Annotated in this window: 1 protein-coding gene; it reads left to right on the forward strand. The window is 66.2% G+C overall.

Annotation, left to right across the window (positions count from 1 at the left end):
• The first annotated feature begins 76 nt into the window (after positions 1 to 76).
• The gene (locus tag AC3EO7_RS37815) at positions 77 to 811 is read left to right on the forward strand and encodes a transposase (RefSeq protein ID WP_435593884.1); all 735 of its coding nucleotides are present in this window, start codon (positions 77 to 79) and stop codon (positions 809 to 811) included.
• The last annotated feature ends 56 nt before the right edge of the window (positions 812 to 867 follow it).

Raw genomic sequence — 867 nt, forward strand, 5'->3', positions numbered from 1 at the left:
TAAGGGATGTCCCGTAAGTCGTTGAGCGGCAACGGGTATCGTGTCGCCGGTGGTGATCTCGGCGTCTGACCCGGTGATGGTGGAGTTGTTCTCCGGGCTGCGGCCACGCACGTTCGCTCGCCTGATCACCCAGTTGCGGCGCAAGGGCGCTGATCGGCCGTTGCGGGGCCGGCCTTGGGGGTTGTGTTTCGAGGACCGGGTGTTGCTGGTGGCCACCTACTGGCGGACCAACCTCACGATGCGTCAGCTCGCGGCGGTGTTCGGGGTCTCGAAGTCGGCCGCGGCCCGGGTGATCGATGACGTTGGACCGGCGTTGGCGCTACGGCCCCGGGCCCGGTTCCCGCGTGGTGCGGTGTTGATCGTGGACGGCACCCTGGTCCCGACCCGTGATCACAAGGTCGCCGCCCAGAGTAAGAACTACCGGTACTCGACCAACCATCAGGTCGTGATCGACGCCGACACCGAGCTGGTCGTCGCGCTCGGGCGGCCGTTGCCGGGCAACCGCAACGACTGCCGAGCCTGGACCGAGTCCGGTGCGGCCGATGCCTGCCGCAACGCAGTGGTGATTGCGGATGGCGGCTACCAGGGCACCGGCTTGATCATCCCGCACCGCCGGTCACCTGGTGTCGAGTTGCCGGAATGGAAGCAGGCACACAACAAGTCCCACCGCAAGGTCCGCGCTCGCGTCGAACATGCTTTCGCCCGGATGAAGACCTGGAAGATCTTGCGCGACTGCCGTTTGCGCGGTGATGGGGTGGGTGTCGCGATGGCTGGGGTGGCGACTCTGGCCAACCTCGCCCACGCCTGCTGATTCCTGGCCGGTGGACCGTCACTGTCACCGAGTCAGACTTACGGGACATCTCTTAG

The sequence above is a fragment of the Nocardia sp. bgisy118 genome, from assembly GCF_057708605.1.